The following is a 14,503-nucleotide window of genomic DNA, read 5'->3' on the forward strand; positions in this document are numbered from 1 at the left end:
CCAGTGACAAGCGAAAATGATGCATTGTCGGCATGCGCAACGCTGCCGGCCCGGTATTCCAAGCGCCGCCACAAGGCGTTGCAGTCAAAAGGTTCGCGTCATGTTCGCCACGTTGTCATCTCCCCTCTTTCTCACCGCCTGGGCCAGCGGCACGGCCACGGGGCTGGGCCTGTTCGCCGTCGTCGGCGCGCAAAGCGCATTCATCCTGCGCCAGGGATTGATGCGCGCGCACCTGCTGTCGGTGGTTGCCATCTGCGCGTTGATCGACGCCGTCTTCATCTTCGCCAGCGTGTCGGGCCTGCAGGCCTTGACGGCCTGGTTCCCCTGGCTGACCACGGCGGTGCTGTGGTTCGGCGTGGCCTTCCTGTCCTGGTACGCGCTGCAATCGGCGCGCCGCGCCTGGAACGCCACCGGCGGGCTGGCCGCCGCGCGCGACGTGGTGCCCTCGCGCCGCGCCGCGATGCTGGGCGCGCTGGGCTTTTCGTTGCTGAACCCGCATTTCTGGCTCGACATGGTGGTGGTGGGCTCGCTGGCCCACGGTTTCGAGGATGCCCGCATGGCGTTCGCCGCCGGCGCCTTCACCGCCAGCCTGCTGTGGCTGGCCGTGCTGGGCATCGGCTCGCGCCTGTTCGCGCGCTTCTTCGCCAGCGCCTCGGCCTGGCGCGTGCTCGACGGCGTCATCGCCGTGGTCATGGCGGGCCTGGCGATCAGCCTGGCGGTCAAGGGCGTCTGAGGGTTGGCGCAGTCGCGCTGGCTGGACGGCTACGGGACGGGTCGTTGCGCAGGCGGCGGAAATACGGGGACGGGCTAGCCAGCCAGGCACTTTTATAATCGCCGCGTTGCCACTCTTTCGTCGGGCGCATGGCCGGCCCGCCAGACGATCATGCGCGGACCCTCCCCTTCCAAAGACGTGCGCCTGCCGCCGCTGGCCGCCATCCAGGCCTTCGAGGCCGCCGCCCGGCTCGGCTCGTTCGAGCGCGCCAGCGAAGAACTGTTCGTCACCGCCAGCGCCATCGGCAAGCGCATCGCCGCGCTCGAGGCGCAGCTGGACGTCACCCTGTTCATCCGTAGCAGCCGCGGCGCCACCCTGAGCGCCGCCGGGCGCGAATACCTGGAACAAGTGCGCACCGCGCTGGACCTGCTGTCCGATGCCTCGCTGCACAAGCGCGGCGAGCCCAAGCTCGAACCCCTGCGGGTGGTGTCCACCCCGACCTTTGCCCGCCAGGTGCTGATCCCCGCCCTGCCTGGCTTCACCGCCGCGCACCCGGACGTCGAGCTGGAAATCATGCTGTCCATTCCCTACCTGGACATCATGCCGCCGAACGCGGACGTCTGGATCCGCTTCGGCAGCGGCAAATATCCCGGCCTGCACGCGCGGCCGCTGACCACAGATCCGGTGTTTGCGGTCTGCTCGCCCGCCTACCGCGATGCGCACGGGCCGTTCGAACGCCCGCAGGACCTGTCGCGCGCCGCCCTGCTGCGCTGCCCGATGGAGCCATGGCGTCCCTGGCTGGCGGCGGCCGGGCTCGACTGGCCCGAACCCGCGCGCGGCGTCTGGCTGGTCGACCTGGGCATGATGCTGGCGGCGGCCCGAGCCGGCCAGGGCATCGCGCTGACCCGCCGCACGCTGGCGGCCGAGTGGCTGGACGAGGGCAAATTGCTGCGGGTGCTCGACATCGAGACGGCGGGTGAATCCCAGTACTACCTGTGTACTGAAATCTCGCGCCCTCCGGGCGGCGCGGCCCAAGCGTTTTCCCTATGGCTGGCCGCCGTCTGTGAACGCGCGGCCCAATGGCCACGGGCTTCTTCGGCCAAGCCGGAATAAATTTCCAGCCCCGGGCGGAAGGAAATTCCGCGCACCGCCGCGCGTCGCTGGCTAGCATGCGCCCAACATGGCCTGCGCGCGCAAACCGGCTCCGCGCGCCGGGCCTGCCCCGATCTTTGGCCGTCCCATGCTGCATCGCAATGCCGGGCCGTCGGCGGGTGCGACGGTACTAGGTATTTACGCGGAAAAACCCCGCCGGGTCAGATTCGCGTAAGCGATTAAGCAGACAGTCACAACACGCAACAGGAGTGCGCCACCCACCTTCTTCACGCCGCCTGGCGCCGGCACACGGTTTTCCACGCAGTTCTACCAATTACAACGGAGACATCCATGGATTTTCGTTTGAAGCTGCTTGCAGGAACCCTTGCTTTTGCCGTATCGGCCGCGGGCTACGCCGCCGACCCCATCAAGATCGGCGTGGCCGGCCCCTATACGGGCGGCTCTTCCTCCATGGGGGTGAGCATGCGCGACGGCGTGCGCCTGGCCATCGAGGAAATCAACAAGAATGGCGGCGTGCTCGGCCGGCAACTGGTCGCGGTGGAACGCGACGACGAAGCCAAGAACGAGCGCGGCGTGCAGATCGCCCAGGAACTGATCAACAAGGAACAGGTCACCGCCACGGTCGGCTACATCAACACCGGCGTGGCGCTGGCCTCGCAACGCTTCTACCAGGACGCCAAGATCCCGGTGTTCAACAACGTGGCCACCGGCAGCGTCATCACGCACCAGTTCAAGGCGCCCGAATACCCGGACAACTACGTATTCCGCAACGCGGCGCACGACAGCATCCAGGCGCCGATGATCGTCGAAGAGGCCATCACCCGCCGCGGCTTCAAGAAGGTCGCGATCCTGGCCGACTCCACCAACTACGGCCAGCTCGGCCGCGAGGACCTGGAAAAGGCCCTGGACGCCAAGGGCATCAAGCCTGTGGCCGTCGAGAAGTTCAACATCAAGGACGTCGACATGACGGCCCAGCTGCTCAAGGCCAAGGCCGCGGGCGCCGAAGCCGTGCTGACCTACGGCATCGGCCCCGAGCTGGCGCAGATCGCCAACGGCATGGCCAAGCTGGGCTGGAAGGTGCCGATCATCGGCAGCTGGACGCTGTCGATGGCCAACTACATCGACAACTCCGGCGCCAACGGCGAAGGCGCGCGCATGCCGCAGACCTTCATCCAGGATCCGGATACGCCCAAGCGCAAGGCCTTCATCGATGCCTACCTGGCCAAGTTCAAGCCCAAGAACAATCGCATCGACTCGCCGGTGTCGGCGGCCCAGGGCTATGACTCGATCTTCCTGCTGGCTGCCGCCATCAAGCAGGCCAACTCCACCGAAGGCCCGAAGATCCGTGAAGCGCTCGAGAACCTGCAGACGCCGGTCGAGGGCGTGGTGATGACCTACAACAAGCCCTTCACCCACGACAACCACGACGCCATCGGCGCCAAGGAAGTGGTCATCGGCGAGGTCAAGGGCGGCCGCGTGGTCAAGGCCAACTAAGTTCGTCCGAAGCAGTGCGGCGGCGGCTGCCCAGCCGCCGCCGCCGGCGTTCCCGCGCGCGGGGCGCCGGCATGCAGTCGCCTGACAACAGCGTTCTGCCCAAGGGGGTTGGGACGGAACACAGCGCCTCACGACACACACCATGATTCTTCTACAGCTTATCTATAGCGGTATCGCGCTGGGCATGATCTATGCCGTCATCGCGTTCGGGTACCAGCTCACTTTCGCCACATCCGGCACCCTGAACTTCGGCCAGGGCGAAGCCCTGATGCTGGGCGCGCTGGTCGGGCTCACGCTGGTCGGCCTGGGCGTGAACTATTGGGTCATGATCCCCATCGTCTGCATCTTCGGCTTCGCGCAAGGCGCGCTGGTCGAGCGGGTCGGCGTGCGGCCGGCCATCAAGACGCGATCCGAATTCGGCTGGATCATGGCCACCATCGCCCTGGGCATCATCTTCAAGAACGTGGCCGAGAACATCTGGGGCCGCGACGACCTGCGATTCCCCTCGCCGCTGCCCGAGGCGCCGATCGAGGTGCTGGGCGCGAACGTGCTGCCGATGGAACTGCTGGTGGTGTTCGGCGCGCTGGCCATGATGCTGCTGGTGGAACTGTTCAACCGCAAGTCCATCTACGGCAAGGCTTTCGTCGCCACGTCCAACGACCGCGACGCCGCCGGGCTGATGGGCATCAACACCGGCATGGTAATCACGTTTTCGTATGCCCTGTCGTCGCTGACGGCCGCCTTCGCGGGCGTGCTGGTGGCGCCGCTGACGCTGACCGGCGCCACCATGGGCGCGGTGCTGGGCCTGAAGGCCTTCGCGGTCGCCATCATCGGCGGCCTGTCCAGCGGCATGGGCGTGGTGGTGGGCGGCCTGATCCTGGGGATCGCCGAGACCACCACCGGTTTCTATCTTTCGACGGGGTACAAAGACGTGCCGGGACTGGTCCTGCTGCTGCTCGTACTGACCTTCAAACCCGCCGGCCTGTTCGGCAAGACCGCGATCAAGAAGGTGTAAGCGATGAAACCCCTGCACCTGCTGCTTTCCATCGTGGCGGTGGCCTGCCTGGCCGCCGTGCCCCTGGGCGTGACCAACACGTACTACCTGCACCTGATCGAAACCATCATGATCTATTCGATCCTGCTGTTCGGGCTCGATATCGTGGTGGGCTACACCGGCCAGGTGTCGCTGGGCCATGCCGGCCTGTTCGGCATCGGCTCGTATGTCGCCGGCGTGCTGTTCTTCCATCTGCAGATGCCGATATGGGTGATCCTGCCGGCCGCCATCCTGATCGCGGCGGCTTTCGGCGCGGTGCTGGCGTTGCCGGCGCTGCGGGTCACCGGACCCTACCTGGCGATGGTGACGCTGGCCTTCGGCACCATCATCCAGATCCTGATCAACGAGATGACCTTCCTGACCGAAGGCCCGCTCGGCATCAAGATCCCCAAGCCGTCGATCGGCGGCCACATCCTGACCAAGAGCGAGTACTTCTGGCTGGTGGCGGCGTTGCTGGTGCTGTCGCTGATCGTGGTGCACCGGATCCTCAAATCGCACCTGGGCCGCTCGTTCGAGGCCCTGCGCGACAGCCCGATCGCCTCGGACTGCATGGGCGTGTCGGTCTATCGCCACAAGGTGTTCGCCTTCGTCATCAGCGCCGGCTTCGCCGGCCTGGCGGGCGCGCTGTATTCGTACTCCGAGCAGTACATCTCGCCCAACACCTACAACTTCGAACTCACCATCCTGTTCCTGCTGGCCATCATCATGGGCGGGCGCAAGAGCCGCACCGGGGCGCTGCTGGGCGCATCGATCATCGTGCTGCTGCCCAAGATGCTGGACGACATCGCCACCTTCCGCCTGATCGCGCTGGGCGTGGCGATCCTGGTGACGGTGGGCAGCGCGATCGCCATCTCCAAGGGCCGCACCGAGGCCCGCCGGGTGGCGGTGCCGGTGGTCGGCACCATCCTGCTGGCGGTGTTCTCGTATTGGCTGGAGGCGGTGACCGACTGGCGCCTGACGATCTTCGGCGCCATGATCCTGTTCGTCGTGTACTACCTGCCCGACGGCATCGTCGGCTTCGTGCGCAACCTGTTCTTCTCGACCCGCCGCGCGGCGCTGTCGGTCAAGAAGGACCTGGTCAAGGAACAGGAAGCGGTGCCCGACGCGGCGCGGGGCCATGGCGAAACGCTGTTGGCGGCCAAGCAGGTGCTGATGCAGTTCGGCGGCCTGAAGGCGCTGAACCAGGTCGACCTGACGGTCAAGCGCGGCACCATCCATGGGCTGATCGGACCGAACGGTTCGGGCAAGAGCACCATGATGAATGTGCTGACGGGCATCTATGTGCCCACGGCGGGCGCGGTGGAATTCGGCGGCAAGTCACTGGTGGGCCTGGCGCCGGCCGACATCGCCGCCACGGGCATCGCCCGCACCTTCCAGAACGTGCAGCTGTTCGGCGAGATGACGGCGCTGGAGAACGTGCTGGTGGGCCTGCACCACACCTTCACGACGGGACTGGCGGGCATCGCGCTGCGCACGCCGAAGTGGAAGGGCGAGGAACAAGGCGCGCGCGCCCGCGCCCTGGCGCTGCTGGAATTCGTGGGGTTGGAGGACCTGGCCAGCGAAGAGGCCCGCAACCTGCCCTATGGCAAGCAACGCCTGCTGGAAATCGCCCGCGCGCTGGCGCTGGACCCGCAATTGCTGCTGCTGGACGAGCCGGCTGCCGGCCTGACGGCGCCGGATATCGCCGAGCTGCTGACGATCATCCGCAAGGTGCGCGACCACGGCATTACGCTGATCCTGATCGAGCACCACATGGATGTGGTGATGGGGGTGTGCGACACCGTGTCGGTGCTGGACTTCGGCCAGAAGATCGCCGAGGGGCTGCCCAATGAAGTGCAGAGCAACGCCAAGGTTATCGAGGCGTATCTGGGCGGCGCGCCCGCCTGACGCCAAGGACGACAACATGCTATCGATCAAGAATCTGGAAGCGGGCTACGGGAAGGTGAAGGTGCTGCACGGCATCAGCATGGAGGTCCCGAAGGCCAAGGTGGTGACGTTGATCGGCTCGAACGGGGCCGGCAAGACGACGACGATGCGGGCGCTGTCGGGGATGATCCGGCCGACCGCGGGCGAGGTCACGCTGGGCGGCAAGCGCATCGACGGACTGGAATCGCATCGGATCGCGCGGCTGGGGCTGGCGCATTCGCCGGAAGGACGGCGGGTGTTTCCGACACTGTCCGTCACGGACAACCTGCTGCTGGGCGCGTTTCCGCGCCTGACGGGGAGCCGGCCCAAGGGTGACGTGCAGGCGGACCTGGGGCGGGCGATGGATCTGTTCCCCCGCCTGAAGGAGCGGCGCGAGCAGTTGGCGGGGACGCTGTCGGGCGGCGAACAGCAGATGCTGGCGATGGCGCGGGCGGTGATGCTGAATCCGGAGCTGGTGCTGCTGGATGAGCCGTCGATGGGGTTGGCGCCGATCCTGGTGGAGGAGGTGTTCCGGATCATTGCGCGGCTCAAGGATGAAGGGGTGACGATGTTGCTGGTCGAGCAGTTTGCGGCGGCGGCGCTCAATGTCGCGGATTATGGGTATGTGTTGGAGAACGGGCGGATTTCTGTGCATGGGAGTGCGGAGAAGTTGAAGCATGATCCGGCTGTGGTGGCGGCTTATCTTGGGGGGTCGCATTGAGTTTTTGCTGACATGGGGTTGAGTTCTTGAGCCGCACGGCGGGGCGGCGGGCGGTGGCGGGCGGGGCTACGATTGCGGTCCGGAGCCTTCGCTCCGGACTGCCCCGTTGTCAACCTCGTACGCCTTCGGCTCCCTACGGTTTCCCTCGGGCGCATCTACACGCCCCGCCCGCCACCGCCCGCCGCCCCGCCGTGCTCGCGATTGCTTTGGTTCCGGCGTTGCTGGGGTGAGCCGTGTGCTTGGCGTTCTTTTGCCGTGGGTGTTCTCGCTGAAGATCTTGCAGGGCCCGCCCAAAGGCGGCCGCGCGGGCGGCCTTTTTGGGCTTACGCGACTTGGTGTGTTGGCGGATGACGCTGCGCGCTGGGGGGAAGCGGCTTGGCGGGTCGCCTGCTCTTGGAGTGGGGTGGATGAAAAAAGGCAGGATTGCGCTTGGTGCAATCCTGCCTTTGCTTTTGGCGCGCGGGACGCGCGCTGGGCTTAGACGGTGATGGTCAGGGTGACGTCGATGTTGCCGCGGGTGGCGTTCGAGTAGGGGCAGACGATGTGGGCGGCGGCGACGAGTTTTTCGGCTTCGGCGCGGTCCATGCCGGGCAGCGAGATCTTCAGCTCGGCTTCGATGCCGAAACCGGTGGGGATGGGGCCGATGCCGACCGAGCCGTCGATGGTGGCGTTGGCGGGCATGGCGATCTTGTCGCGGCCGGCGACGAACTTCATGGCGCCCATGAAGCAGGCCGAATAGCCGACGGCGAACAGTTGCTCGGGGTTGGTGCCCGCGGCGCCGGCGCCACCCAGTTCCTTCGGGGTGGTCAGCTTGACGTTCAGGTTGCCGTCGCTGGAGACGCCGGTGCCTTCACGGCCGCCGGTGACGTGGGCGTGGGCGCGGTACAGGACTTTTTCGATCGACATGGTGCGTTCCTTTTGGATGAAGGTTGGACTGCCAGGCTGGCGGGACCCTTCCCGCTTCGGCCTTTACTAATTAAATAGCACACAATTTCATAGCGCACTATTTTTAATCGGGGATGACAGCACCTGCCATCATCCGCCTCGAACACTAACAATCAAAGACTGCTGACCAGCTTTTCCCGCAATTCGTGCAACGCGCGCATGGTGCCCTGCGCCTCTTCCAGCGAGCACTGGGCCGCGGCGGCGACGGCGTGAGGCACCGCTTCGGCCTGGTTGCGCAGGTCGCGCCCTTGTTTCGTCAAGGTGACGATCACCTGGCGTTCATCGTCCTGCGCGCGGGTCCGGGTAACCAGGCCCGCCGCTTCCAGCCGCTTGAGTAGCGGCGTCAGGGTGGCCGAGTCCAGGAACAGGCGTTCGCCGATGTCGGTGACCGTGATTTCGTCGCGTTCCCACAGCACCAGCATGACCAGGTACTGCGGGTACGTCAGATCCAGGCCGCGCAGCAGCTTGCGGTACACCTTGTTCATCGCCAGCGAGGTCGAGTACAGGGCGAAACACAGCTGGCTGTCTAGCAGCAGCGGGTTGAATGCGCTTTTGGGCTGGGATCTGGATTTCATTGCGCAATATTAAATAGCGCGCTATTTATCGTCAAGCACTTTTTCATCCGACTTTTGTAACCGCAGCGAATCACACGACTCAGGCGGCGTGTTCGCCTTCCAGCGCGCCGCGGTCGGAGCCGTACAGCTTCAGGCCATCCAGGTCCAGCACCCGCACGGCGCCATACTCGACGTTCAGCAGCCCGGCCTCTTCCAGCTTGCGCAGCGCCTGGTTGGCGCGCTGGCGCGAGACCCGCGCCAGGTAGCCGACCTCTTCCTGCGTGATGGTCAGGCGCATGCCCATGCCCGGGTACAGCAGCGGATTGAACAGTTCCGCCAGGCAGCGCGCCACCCGGGCGTCCGGATCCAGCAGGCGATCGTATTCGGCCTTGCCGATGAACTGGGCGACGCGCTCGTTCAACTGGTGCAGCAGGTAGCGGTTGAAGGGGATGCTTGTGTCCAGCAGCCAGTCGAAGGTGGCGGCCGGCAGGCGGGCGACGACGGAATCGCGCAGCGCCACGATGTCGTACTTGCGGACTTCACGCTTGAGCAGCGAGCCTTCGCCGATCCAGCCGCCGGCGGGCACGCCGGTCAGCGACGCAACCTTGCCTTCGGCATTTCCCACCGACACCTTCACCAGGCCGGCCAGCACGCCGATCCAAGCCTGGGCGAGTTCGCCTTTGCGCTCTATGATCGACCCGGCGGCAACCTGCTGCACGGACAGGTCTCGCTCGACGCGCGCTTGCTGCTCGGCGTCGAGTACGCGAAACCAGGCCGCGGCCAGTTGCAGGGAGTCGGATAGCTGCATCGGGAATACCCTAAAAGTTCCTTGAATGTCGCGATGGTGACAGTTGGTAGCAACCCAACCTTATACCTTAACTCCTGCCGTAAATCTAAAACCAACTGGTCAAGCGCAACCTCTCGCGCGCCGCGTCTCGCGGCAGCGGGCGCGATGCGCCCAAACCGGAGGAGACAACGTGGCACATTCATCGCCCGCATCCGCACAGATGCCGGCGGCGCTGGACACCTTTCCAGCGCTGCTGTTCGCGCATGCCGACGTACGCGGGTCGCGGCCCGCCATACGTGAGAAAGACCTGGGTATCTGGCAAACCCTTACCTGGTCGCAAGTGGCGGAGCACGTGCGCCAGGTCGCCCACGGACTCGCGTCGCTGGGCATCCAGCCCGGCATGCACGTGGCCGTGATCGGCGAGAACCGCCCGCGCCTGTACATGGCCATGATGGCCGCGCAATCGCTCGGCGCCATCCCCGTGCCGCTCTACCAGGATGCCGTGGCCCAGGAAATGGTCTACGTGCTGCAGGACGCCGAGATCAGCGTCGCGGTGGTCGAGGACCAGGAACAGGTCGACAAGATGCTGGAAGTGCGCGAGCAATGCCCCGCGCTCGAGCACGTGGTCTATGACGATCCGCGCGGCCTGCGCCACTACACCGATGCGATGCTGCTGTCCTATGACCGGCTCGAGGAGATCGGCCGCGACTACGCCGCGCAGCATCCCGACTTCTTCGCCCGCGCGGTGGCCGCGGTGCAGCCGCAAGACGCGGCGGCGATGTTCTATACCTCCGGCACCACCGGCAAGCCCAAGGGGGTGGTGCTGACGCACCATGCGCTGATCGACCGCGCCCGCGCCGTGTCCGAAATGGAAAACCTGACCGACCGCGAGGACGTGCTGGCCTACCTGCCGCCGGCCTGGATCGGGCAGAACATGTTCTCGTACACGCAGTTGCTGGTCACGGGCTTCACGGTGAATCATCCGGAGTCGCCCGACACGGTCTCGATCGACATGCGCGACATCGGGCCCACCTACTACTTCGCGCCGCCGCGCGTGCTGGAAGGCCTGCTGACCCATGTGATGATCCGCATGGAGGACGCCGGCTACCTCAAGCGCAAGCTGTTCCATGCCTGCATGAAACTGGCGCGCCGCGTCGGCACCCGCATCCTGGACGGCGAATCCGTCAACGCCTGGGACCGCCTGCGCTACGCGCTGGGCAACGTGCTGATCTACGGCCCGCTGCGCAATGCGCTGGGCATGAGCCGCGTGCGCGTGGCCTACACCGCCGGCGAGGCGATTGGCCCCGACCTGTTCGTGTTCTACCGCTCCATCGGCATCAACCTCAAGCAGCTGTACGGCTCCACCGAAACGTCGGTGTTCGTCTGCGTGCAGCCGGACGGCCAGGTGCGCGACGACACCGTCGGCCCGCCGGTGGCCGGCGTGGAGATCCGCGTGGCCGACAACGGCGAGATCCTGGTCAAGAGCCCCGGCCTGTTCAAGGAGTACTACCGCAACCCGGACGCCACGCAGGAAGCGCGCAGCGCCGACGGCTGGTTCCACACGGGCGACGCGGGCTACCTGGACACCGACGGCCAGCTCAAGATCATCGACCGCGCCAAGGACGTCGGCAAGCTGGCCGACGGCAGCCTGTTCGCGCCCAAGTACCTGGAGAACAAGCTCAAGTTCTTCCCGCACATCAAGGAGGCGGTGGCGTTCGGCGCCGGCCGCCAGGACGTGTGCGCCTTCATCAACATCGACCTGGAAGCCGTGGGCAACTGGGCCGAGCGCCGCGGCCTGCCCTACGCCGGCTATACCGACCTGGCGGGCAAGGACGAGGTCTACCAGCTCATCGCCGATTGCGTCGAACAGGTCAATGCCGACCTGGCCACCGATCCGAAGCTGTCGGCCTCGCAGATCAGCCGCTTCCTGATCCTGCACAAGGAACTGGATCCGGATGACGACGAACTGACGCGCACCCGCAAGGTGCGGCGCGCCTTCATCGCGCAGAAGTATGGCGTGCTGATCGACGCCCTGTTCGAAGGCAAGCAGTCCCAGTACATCGAAACCGAAGTGAAGTTCGAGGACGGCCGCAGCGGCAAGATCGCCGCCGACCTGAAGATCCGCCCGGTCAAGACGTTCCCCGCCATCACCGCCCGAGCCGCGTAGAGACCATGAGCAACAACGACCGCGACCAGCGCATCGGCGACGTGATGCTGGACATGCAGAACATCTCGCTGTCCTTCGGCGGCGTCAAGGCGCTGACGGACATTTCCTTCAACGTGCGCGAGCACGAGATCCGCGCCATCATCGGCCCCAACGGCGCGGGCAAGAGTTCGATGCTGAACGTCATCAACGGCGTCTACACGCCGCAGCAGGGCGGCATCGAGTTTCGCGGCGAGCGCTTCTCGCGCATGAATCCGCGCCGCGCCGCCGAAATGGGCATCGCCCGCACTTTCCAGAACCTGGCCCTGTTCAAGGGCATGAGCGTGCTGGACAACATCATGACCGGCCGCAACCTGCGCATGAAGTGCGGGCTGCTGGCGCAGGCCTTCCGCCTGGGCGCCGCCGAACGCGAAGAGATCGAGCACCGCCAGTTCGTCGAGAACATCATCGACTTCCTCGAAATCCAGGCCTACCGCAAGACCCCGGTGGGACGCCTGCCCTACGGCCTGCAAAAGCGCGTCGACCTGGGCCGCGCGCTGGCCATGGAGCCGCGCCTGCTGCTGCTGGACGAGCCGATGGCCGGCATGAACATCGAGGAGAAGCAGGACATGAGCCGCTTCATCCTCGACGTGAACGACGAATTCGGCACCACCATCGTGCTGATCGAGCACGACATGGGCGTGGTCATGGACATCTCCGACCGCGTGGTGGTGCTGGACTACGGCAAGAAGATCGGCGACGGCAAGCCCGATGAGGTGCGCGCCAACGAAGACGTCATCCGAGCGTACCTTGGCGTCGGCGGCGAAGCCGCCGTCACCAAGGACGCCGAAGCGCAGGCAACAGCCCCCGCCCCTAACCCTCCCCCCGAGGGGGAGGGAGAAAACTCACTGGCTGCACGGACTTAAGGGGCGAATGATGGGATTTTTTCTGGAAACCTTGTTCGGCGGCCTGATGAGCGGCATGCTGTACGCCCTGATCGGCCTGGGCTTCGTGCTGATCTTCAAGGCGTCGGGCGTGTTCAACTTCGCCCAGGGCGCCATGGTGCTGGTGGCGGCGTTGTCGATGGCGCGCTTCTCGGAGTGGCTACCGCGCTGGTTCGGCTTCGAAAACATGATCCTGGCCAACGTGCTGGCGTTCATCGTCAGCGCCATCGTGATGTTCCTGCTGGCGGTGGCGATCGAGCGTTTCGTGCTGCGCCACCTGGTCAACCAGGAAGCCACCACGCTGCTCATGGCCACGCTGGGCATCAGTTATTTCCTTGACGGCCTGGGCCAGATCGCGTTCGGCAGCTCGGTCTATTCCATCAACGTCGGCATGCCGAAAGACCCGTTGATGATCCTGGACTCGGTGTTCGAAGGCGGCCTGCTCATCAACCTCGAAGACCTGACCGCCGCCGTCATCGCCGCACTGCTGGTGGCGGCGCTGGCGCTGTTCTTCCAGTTCACCTCCACCGGCCGCGCCCTGCGCGCGGTGGCGGACGACCACCAGGCGGCGCAGTCCATCGGCATTCCGCTGAACCGCATCTGGGTCATCGTCTGGAGCGTCGCCGGCCTGGTGGCGCTGGTGGCCGGCATCATCTGGGGCTCCAAGTTCGGCGTGCAGTTCACGCTCTCGACCGCGGCGCTGCGGGCGCTGCCGGTGGTGATCCTGGGCGGCCTGACCTCGGTGCCGGGCGCCATTCTCGGCGGCCTGATCATCGGCGTGGGCGAAAAGCTGTCCGAGGTCTACCTGGGGTCGCTGGTGGGCGGCGGCATCGAAATCTGGTTCGCCTATGTGCTGGCGCTGGTGTTCCTGCTGTTCCGTCCGCAAGGGCTGTTCGGCGAGAAGATCATCGACCGCGTCTGACCGCAGGCACTCTGGGATACAAACATGTTCTATCGCGAAAACGGCCAATTCAAGACCAGCTATCGCGCCGACCAGCAGATCTTCCCGATCCGCCAGGACCGCGTCTTCATCTGGCTGCTGCTGGCGGTGGCGTTCATCGCCATCCCGGCGCTGTCCAGCGACTACCTGCTGCGCGCCATCCTGATTCCGTTCCTGATCCTGTCGCTGGCCGCCGTCGGCCTGAACATCCTGGTGGGCTACTGCGGCCAGATCTCGCTGGGCACGGGCGCCTTCATGGCGGTGGGCGCGTATGCCGCCTGGAACTTCGGCGTGCGCTTCCCGGGCATGCCGCTGATCGTCCAGATCCTGCTGGGCGGGTGCTTTGCCACCATCGTCGGCGTCATCTTCGGCATTCCCAGCCTGCGCATCCGCGGCCTGTACCTGGCCGTGGCCACGCTGGCGGCGCAGTTCTTCGTCGACTGGGCGTTCCTGCGCATTCCGTTCTTCACCAACTACTCTTCGTCGGGCAACGTCTCGGTGCCGCCGCTGACCGCCTTCGGGCTGCCGGTGCAGAGCGCGCTGGAAAAGTACCTGTTCGTGCTGATCCTGGTGGTGGTCTTCAGCCTGCTGGCCAAGAACCTGGTGCGCGGCGCCATCGGCCGCCAGTGGATGGCGATCCGCGACATGGACGTGGCCGCCTCGGTCATCGGCATCCGCCCGATGTACGCCAAGCTCACCGCGTTCGCGGTCAGCTCGTTCATCGTCGGCGTGGCCGGCGCGCTGTGGGGCTACATCCACCTGGGCTCGTGGGAGCCGCTGGCCTTCGACCTGACGCGTTCGTTCCAGCTGCTGTTCATGGTCATCATTGGCGGCCTGGGCTCCATCATCGGCAGCTTCTTTGGCGCGGCCTTCATCGTGCTGGTGCCGGTGGCGCTGACCAACGTGCCGCACATGCTGGGCCTGTCGCTGTCGGTGGACACCGCCGCGCACGTCGAGCACATGGTGTTCGGCGCGCTGATCGTGTTCTTCCTGATCGCCGAGCCGCACGGGCTGGCGCGGTTGTGGAGCATCGGCAAGGAAAAGCTCCGCATCTGGCCCTTCCCCCACTAATGATGGGCCCACCCCCGAAGCGCCTGAGGCGCTTCCCCCCTCAAGGGGGCGCCGCTGGGGACCGGCAAAGCCGGATCCGCCGCGGCCCGGATGGTGCGGCTCCCGTTGTGATCATCGTCG

General features: G+C 65.8%; 13 protein-coding genes. 10 read left to right on the forward strand and 3 right to left on the reverse strand.

The annotated features are described in order from the left end of the window. Nucleotides 1-100: 100 nt before the first annotated feature. The 6 genes from AT699_RS29325 to AT699_RS29350 all read left to right on the forward strand — a co-directional run bounded on the left by AT699_RS29325 (nucleotide 101) and on the right by AT699_RS29350 (nucleotide 6,999). Nucleotides 101-733 (forward strand): LysE/ArgO family amino acid transporter, encoded by a 633-nt coding sequence (locus AT699_RS29325; RefSeq protein WP_006389844.1) that lies wholly within the window; start codon nucleotides 101-103, stop codon nucleotides 731-733. Between the two features lie 150 nt (nucleotides 734-883). Then, nucleotides 884-1,825 (forward strand): LysR substrate-binding domain-containing protein, encoded by a 942-nt coding sequence (locus AT699_RS29330; protein WP_035184243.1) that lies wholly within the window; start codon nucleotides 884-886, stop codon nucleotides 1,823-1,825. A gap of 330 nt (nucleotides 1,826-2,155) precedes the next feature. Further along, complete coding sequence (locus tag AT699_RS29335) at nucleotides 2,156-3,319, forward strand: ABC transporter substrate-binding protein (RefSeq protein ID WP_006389842.1); 1,164 nt, start codon at nucleotides 2,156-2,158, stop codon at nucleotides 3,317-3,319. A gap of 142 nt (nucleotides 3,320-3,461) precedes the next feature. After that, nucleotides 3,462-4,334, forward strand: a complete 873-nt coding sequence (locus AT699_RS29340) for a branched-chain amino acid ABC transporter permease (protein WP_006389841.1) — start codon at nucleotides 3,462-3,464, stop codon at nucleotides 4,332-4,334. 3 nt (nucleotides 4,335-4,337) lie between these two features. Beyond that, complete coding sequence (locus tag AT699_RS29345) at nucleotides 4,338-6,260, forward strand: branched-chain amino acid ABC transporter ATP-binding protein/permease (protein WP_006389840.1); 1,923 nt, start codon at nucleotides 4,338-4,340, stop codon at nucleotides 6,258-6,260. A gap of 16 nt (nucleotides 6,261-6,276) precedes the next feature. Further along, nucleotides 6,277-6,999 (forward strand): ABC transporter ATP-binding protein, encoded by a 723-nt coding sequence (locus AT699_RS29350; protein ID WP_006389839.1) that lies wholly within the window; start codon nucleotides 6,277-6,279, stop codon nucleotides 6,997-6,999. Nucleotides 7,000-7,476: 477 nt separating this feature from the next. On the opposite strand, the gene AT699_RS29355 is transcribed toward AT699_RS29350, so the two are convergent. From AT699_RS29355 to AT699_RS29365, 3 genes are all read right to left on the reverse strand, one after another. Next, nucleotides 7,477-7,905 carry an organic hydroperoxide resistance protein gene (locus tag AT699_RS29355; protein ID WP_024070675.1) on the reverse strand — a complete coding sequence of 143 codons (429 nt, stop codon included), beginning with the start codon at nucleotides 7,903-7,905 and terminating at the stop codon, nucleotides 7,477-7,479. Between the two features lie 152 nt (nucleotides 7,906-8,057). After that, entirely contained in the window at nucleotides 8,058-8,519 is a 462-nt protein-coding gene (locus tag AT699_RS29360) for a MarR family winged helix-turn-helix transcriptional regulator (protein WP_006389837.1), read from the reverse strand. 79 nt (nucleotides 8,520-8,598) lie between these two features. Then, nucleotides 8,599-9,306 carry a Crp/Fnr family transcriptional regulator gene (locus AT699_RS29365; RefSeq protein ID WP_006389836.1) on the reverse strand — a complete coding sequence of 236 codons (708 nt, stop codon included), beginning with the start codon at nucleotides 9,304-9,306 and terminating at the stop codon, nucleotides 8,599-8,601. Nucleotides 9,307-9,475: 169 nt separating this feature from the next. On the opposite strand from AT699_RS29365, the gene AT699_RS29370 reads away from it, so the two are divergent. From AT699_RS29370 to AT699_RS29385, 4 genes are read left to right on the forward strand one after another with little or no spacing between them, the layout of a single operon-like run. Next, nucleotides 9,476-11,452 carry an AMP-dependent synthetase/ligase gene (locus AT699_RS29370; protein ID WP_024070676.1) on the forward strand — a complete coding sequence of 659 codons (1,977 nt, stop codon included), beginning with the start codon at nucleotides 9,476-9,478 and terminating at the stop codon, nucleotides 11,450-11,452. A gap of 5 nt (nucleotides 11,453-11,457) precedes the next feature. Continuing rightward, a complete protein-coding gene (locus AT699_RS29375) occupies nucleotides 11,458-12,354 on the forward strand; it encodes an ABC transporter ATP-binding protein (RefSeq protein WP_020925956.1) in 897 nt (298 codons plus the stop codon). Between the two features lie 10 nt (nucleotides 12,355-12,364). Further along, entirely contained in the window at nucleotides 12,365-13,294 is a 930-nt protein-coding gene (locus AT699_RS29380; RefSeq protein ID WP_006389833.1) for a branched-chain amino acid ABC transporter permease, read from the forward strand. A 24-nt stretch (nucleotides 13,295-13,318) separates the two neighbouring features. Continuing rightward, nucleotides 13,319-14,383 carry a branched-chain amino acid ABC transporter permease gene (locus tag AT699_RS29385; RefSeq protein ID WP_006389832.1) on the forward strand — a complete coding sequence of 355 codons (1,065 nt, stop codon included), beginning with the start codon at nucleotides 13,319-13,321 and terminating at the stop codon, nucleotides 14,381-14,383. Nucleotides 14,384-14,503: the final 120 nt, after the last annotated feature.

Origin of the sequence: Achromobacter xylosoxidans (assembly GCF_001457475.1) — a bacterium.
In the GTDB taxonomy this organism is placed as follows: Bacteria; Pseudomonadota; Gammaproteobacteria; order Burkholderiales; family Burkholderiaceae_B; genus Achromobacter; species Achromobacter xylosoxidans.